This window comes from Mycoplasma sp. 2261, from assembly GCF_053851575.1.
The window spans coordinates 1-6,752 of record NZ_JBSQAX010000014.1 but is presented as its reverse complement, the minus strand read 5'-3'; the positions used below and the strand labels follow the sequence as shown (position 1 = coordinate 6,752).

The 6,752-nt window shown below is 29.0% G+C and carries 1 protein-coding gene; it reads right to left on the bottom strand.

The window, feature by feature from the left end:
• Positions 1-6,752, bottom strand: a 6,752-nt coding sequence (locus ACWXVM_RS03085; RefSeq protein WP_455994275.1) for a hypothetical protein, incomplete at both ends; no start/stop codon positions are given.

The following is a 6,752-nucleotide window of genomic DNA, read 5'->3' as shown; positions in this document are numbered from 1 at the left end:
AAGACGTTTATAGTTTTGTATTATTTCATCTTTTAGGTTATTTTCATTATAAATGTCATTACCAGTTATTGTTGTAGGAACAGTTTGGTTTAATCTTATTATTAAATTATTTTTGTCTTCCCCGTCATCAAATGAACTATTAATTACATTTTTGTATGTTTCAATCTTATTTGCTCAACCATCAGGCAACGCGTTGTTAGCTTGGTCTATATTTTGTGCTGAATTTAGCTTTTGTTTTATTTTTTGAACTGCTTGTGCGTTATTTTGTGAATATTTCAGATTTCCGCCATTTGCATTTAATTGATCTTTCTTTGTTTGCATATGGCGACTAAAATTAGTTATTTCAGTTTGTTTTTGGTTTAAGCTTTGCATATCATTTAATTTATTAACAGCACTTTTTAGAGCATTTTTAGCTTGGGTTGCTTCATTTGAATTTGGTTGAGGATAAGGAATTTGGCCAATTAATTTATTAATCTCCTTTTTCTTATTAGCAATGCTTGTATCGCTATCTTGTTTTGTTTTCTTTTGTTTAGCTTTATTTAATTCATTTTCTAGATTTCTAGATATTTCTTCTAATTGAGCTTTTGTCTTTGCTGCTAGATGAGGTTTATTTTGCGAATTGTATGTATTAAGAATATCTTGTAGTTCTTTCTTAATTGTGCTGTATTCTTTTTTATTTAGGTTTGAAGTTATATAAGTGTTAATTGCATCTGCTTTTTGTTGCACTTGTGTTCTTAATTTTTGTTTTTGGGTATTAATAGCATCAAGAGCATTTTTGGCAACATCCTCAGCCGCCGTTAATCTTCTATTAGCATTGATAATTTGAGCATCAGTTAGTTTAGTAGTTTTATTAGCTGCTGGTTGTGCTGAACTAATCGCATTTGTAAGCACATCTGTTGAACTTTTTAATGCCGGTTCCTTAGCCATCTCGGTTTTTGTAGCATTCGCTTTGGTAAGAGTCGCTTCTAATTTAGCAATTTCAGCATCAGTATTCTTATTTGCGGCTACTCTTTGTGTTTCGGCGTTTGTTGTTGCCTGCTCTAAGGATTTAGTTTTATCTGAAATGCTTTTAATAGGGTCAGTATTTGCTTTGGATTTATTTGTATTAATTTTTTGTTGCAATTGACTAATTATGGTGACTAAATTTGCATGGTTTGGATCTTGTCTTAATGAATTTAATTTTTCTTGTGCACCCCTGAGTTTTTGGTCATGTTGAGCTTGCGCAGCATGAAGTCTATTATTAAAATCATTTATTGCGCCGTTTGCCTCATTTTTTAAGTTATCAATTAGTTGTTTTTGCTGAATATATTTACTTTGATCATTATCATTAATAATTCTTTCTGTTTCTCTAATAGCTTCTTCTAAGCGCCCTTTAAGTTTGACCATTTCAGGGTCACGAGTAATAATACGCTTTGCAACACCATTTATTTGATTTTTAGCATTTATTAGATTTTGTCTATTTCTTGCAACAATCTGGGTATCTTTTTGAGTTTTATCTCTTTTGGCCTTTTCAAGTGCATCATGAAGTTTTGACTTAAGTTGTTCTAAATCGTGTTTTGTTTTAGAATTAATATTTGCTTTATCATTCTTATTATAAGCATTTAAAACACGTTCTAATTCAGTCTTAATTTGATTATAATCACTATTATTAGATAAAATTTGGGTTATATATTGTTGAACATCATTAGCGTTTGTCTGAATTTCGTTTATTAATATTGATTTTTGAGTATTGATATTATCAAGTGCGGCTTTTGCAACTTTTTCGGCATTAGCAAGAACCTTATTAGCTTCTTTTATTTGAGCATCAGTTGCATTTTTACTTGCATTTTTAATATTTTTAGCTGTATTAATTGCTTGTTGCAAGGTTTGTTTTTGACTATTTAATTCTGGCTCATTATCCATCGTGGTTTTAGTTGCATCAGCCTTTTGGATTGTTTTTTCAAACTCAGCAAGTTCGCTATTGGTTTTTTGATTTGCAGTGGTTTTTTCTGTTTCGGCAGTTTGAATAGCATTTTGCAATGTTTTTGTTTTATTGTCTATATTTACAATGCTGTCATTATCATTAATGCTTTTATTGCTATCAATAACTGATTGTAATTTTTTAATTACATTAGTTAAGTTTGCAGAGTTCTTGTCTTGATTTAATTGGCTTATTTTAGCTTCTGCTTCTTTAACTTTTTTATTATGTTCAGTTTTTGCGTTTTGTAATTTAGCTTCAAATTGCTTCTTCTTTTGCTCAGCTTCGGTTTTTAAATCTTCTAATTTTTGTTTTTGAGTGACATAATTATTTGCCTGATTATTATCAAGAATTGTTTTTGTTTCTTTTAATGCTTCATCAAGTTTGGCTTTAAGTGTTGTCATTTCATTACCATGACTAGTAATTGAATTTGAAATATTTTGCAATGTATCTCTAGCTTGTTCAAGAGCGTGTCTATTTCCTTGTGTAATATCATTATCTTTTTTAATTTTATTCTGTTTTGCTTCGTCTAATGCATTTATTAATTCAGTTAATGTGCTTTGAAGTTCATTTTTAGGTTTTGAATTCAGTGAATTCTTGTCTTTGTATTTGCTATGGGTTTTGTCTAATTTATCTTTGATTTCTTTATATTCATTATGTTTTTTTAATGTATTTAAAAAGTTTGAAACATCATCAATTTTTTGTGAAATTTGATTTATTAAAGTTGTTTTTTCACTATTTATATTTTTGAGAGCTTCTTTTGCCACATTATCAGCATGAGTTAATGTTTGAATTGCACTTTCTATTTGAGTATCGGCTAATTTTTGATTATTATCTTTTGCTTGTTGAGCAACTCTTATAGCTTCACTTAATGTATCCTTAGCACTATTTAGTGCAGATTCATTTTCCATCATATTTTTTGTTTTATTTGCGGCAGTTATTGCATCATTTAATTTATTTAAAGCTGCTTGCGTCTTTTGATCTGCTGCATTTTTAGCTTGATCTGCCGCCTGTACCGCATTTTGCAACGCTTCTTTTTTGTTGTTAATATCCTGAATTGCATCATTAATATTAGCGTTTTGATTATTTTTAATTTGTTGTTGGAAAGTATTAATTACATCAGTTAGGTTTGCTACATTTGAATCGCTTCTTAGATTTTTTAATTTCTCGTTAGCTTCTCTTAATTTTTGGTCATAGTCATCTTTTGCTTGTTTTACTTTGGCATCAAATGATGTTTTTTCTTTTTCAGATTTTTCTTTTAGATTATCAAGTTTCTTCTTTTGTTCAACAAATTTATCTGTTTGATTTTTGGAAATTGTACTTTCAGCTTCATTAATTGCGTCGTTTATTTTTTTCTTGAGGTCTAACATTTCCTTATCATTGCTTGTTATTGAATTGACAAATGTCTTTAAATTATCTTTTGTGGTTGTTAATTCTTGTTTATTAAGAGCATTTGTGTCATTATCTTTTTTAGCTTTGTCTACCTTAGCATCGGATAATTTTTTATTTAGATCCTCTAATATTTTATCTAATTCAGCTTTTGTTTTAGAACCAAGATTATTCTTATTATTGTTATTGAAATTATTTAATTCTGTAGTTAATTTATTTTTAATTTCATCATATTGATTTCCATTTAGGTTATTTTTGTAATCCTCAATTTCCTTGGCTTTTTGGTTTATTTGCGTCTTGATTGAGTCTTTTTGGCTATTTATGTCTGTTATAGCTTGTTCTGCTATTGTTTTTGCTTCTAATAAGGTTTTATTTGCATTTTCTATATCTTTATCAGCTAGTTTTTTAGGTGTGTGATTTTTTATACCCTCAGCTGTTTTTATTGCTTCACTTAATTTATTTTTAGCATCCAATAATAAAGGTTCAGAATTCATTGAATTTAGCGTAGTTTTTGATTCATTGATTGTATTTCCTAATTTTGCTAAATTTGCTTCAGTTTTCTGATTTGCAACAGCTTTTTCTCTTTCGGCTGTTTTTATTGCTTGGTCTAAATTATCCTTTTTAGTAGTAAATGATGAAATCGGGTCTCTGTCTTGGGCATTGTTATTTTGATTTATTGTGTTTTGCAAATTTTGAATTACAGTATTTAGATTTGCTGAGTTAGCATCATTTTGTAATTCAGATACTTTATTATTGGCTTCTTGTAGCTTGTGTCTATATGCTTCTCTTTCGGCATTTAATTTTTTAGTAAAGTCGCTTATCTTTTTATTTGCTTCAGTTTTTAAACTTTCGATTTTTGAAATTTGCGATATATATTTATTAAATTCGTTTTTGCTAATTATGCCCTCAGTCTCAGTGACAGCTGTATTAATGTCTTGTTTTAGTTTTGTCATTTCAGGATCATGACTTGTGATGCTATTACCAACACTTTTAAGGGTTTCTTTTATTTTTGTTAGCTTTTGCTTATTTTGTTCTCTAATTTCTAAGTCTTTTTGTTGTTTTTTATTCTTAATGTCTTGTAGTTGTGAATCTAATTTAGATAGTAAATCGGTAAGTTGTTGTTTTGTTTTATTTGATAAGCTATTTTTTTCATTATTTACATAATCATTTAAGTGTTTTTCTAATTCGCTTTTTATATTTGCAAAATCATTTCCTGCTAAATCGGTATTTATATAATCACGAATTTCTGTTTCTTTTTGATTAATTTGATTTTTAATTTGGTCTTTTTGATCATTTATCTTTTTAATTTCTTGTTTGGCAATATTTTCTGCTTGTAGTAATGTTTTTTTAGCTTCATCGATTTCGTTATTTGCTAATTTTGGAGTTTGATTTTTTGCTGTTTGTGCTATTGCGATTGCTTGCTCTAAGTTAGTTTGGGCACTACTTAATAATGGCTCAGAAGTCATTGAGTCTTTTGTAGCACTAACATCTGTTATTGCTTTTTGTAGTTGTGCTAAATGCTCGTTAGTTTTTTGTGCCTCAGCATTTTTTTTGTTTTCTGCAGTTTCTATTGCTTTTTGTAATTGATCTTTTTTATTATTAATTTCTGATAGTGATAGATTATCATCGATTGTTTGATTATCTGCAATTGCATGTTGCAGTTCTTGAATAACATTATTTAAATTAGCTGCATTTTCATCTGCTTGAAGCTGTGAGATTTTTTCTCTTACTTCAAGAATTTTTTGCGCATGAGCTTCTTTGGTGTTTTGTAATTCCTTAGCAAATTCTGTTTTTGTGGTTTCTGCTTTTTTACTTAGGTTTTCTAGTTTTTCTTTTTGACTAACGTATTTATCTGATTCTTCATTTGTAATAATTGCTTCTGATTCGCTGATTGCTTGGTTAAGTTCGTTTCTTAAATCAATCATTTTTGGATCTTTGCTTGTTATTGAATTTGAAACATTTGCTAATGCTTCTTTTACTTCTGCTAGAGCTTGCTTATTTTTAGCTCTTATTTCTGCATCTTTTTCGTCTTTCTTTTGTTTAGCAGAATCAAGATGCATATTCATTTGCGTTAATAAATCATCTAGTTGCTGTCTAGTTTTTTGCCCTAGAAGATTTTTATCATTTGCCTCATAAGATTTTAAAAAGGTATCTAGATCATTTTTGATAGCTTCATATTCAGGTTTCATTAAAACATTGTTAATATAATTTTGAATTTCAACTTCTTTTTGAGCAATATTTGTTCTGATACCATCTTTTTGCTTATTTGTTTTATTGATGGCGTCATTTGCTACATCCTCTGCTTGCTTTAGTGTATCTTGAGCTTGTTTTATAGCGTTATTAGTTAACTTCGGACTTTGCATATGTGAAGTTCTAGCAACTTCAATTGCTTTTTCTAACACTGCTTTTTGTGTATCTAAATCTGGTTCTTGCTCCATTGTGTTTTTAATTTGTTCAGCATTTTCGATTTCTTGATTTAGTTTGTCAAGAGCAGCTTGTGTAATAGCATCAGCTTTTTCTTTTTCTGCATTATAAAAACTTGCTAAACCATTAAGTTCAGCTGTTGCAGCATCAATATTTTTTAAAGGACCGTTTTCATCAATAACATCATTTTGACTAATCTTTTCTTTGATTTTAGCAATGATGTCAGCATAGTTAGCGCTATTAGGATCACTTTTTGCTTGTTCTAGGACGCTATTAGCACTTTCTTTAGCCTGGTTAAATCTACTTTTTGCTTCTGTTAATTTTTGTTCAAAATCAATAATTTGTTGTTCTGCGCTTTGCTTTAGATTATCAATAGTTTGTTTTTCTTGAGTATATTTATCTGTTTGTTCTTTCGCGATTATTTCACGTGCTTTTTGGATTTCAACATCTAAGTTGTGCTTTAGTTGCATCATTTCGTCATCATTACTTTTGATGCTATCTTTTATAGCCTCAAGTTGGTTTGTTGATAATGAAAGCTGTTCTTTATTTTGTGTATTTGAAAGCAGTTGTTTTGCATTATCTAGTGCGCTTGTGATATTAGATAATTTTTGTTGTAATTCTTGGATAGTGTTGTTATAGCTTGGATAATTATTATCCTTGACTAATTTTAGCGATTCTAATAATGGGGTTGTTATTTGAGGATATTCATCTTTATTTGCATTAGCAAAATCGGTTATTTCAGCAATCTTGTTATTAATTTTTTCGATTTCTTCATCTTTATTAGAATTAATTTGGATAATTTTTGTTTCCGCTTTTCGATTTTTATCCTTAAAATCTTCAACTAATTGTTTTAATTCATCAATAGCATCCCTATTGGTTGGATCTTGCGTTTTGGTTATTAAATCTTTTAGATCTTGTTTTTCAGGATTATATTCATCGGTTGGCATTTGCGATACAAAGTCATTTGCTTTTTTAACTAATT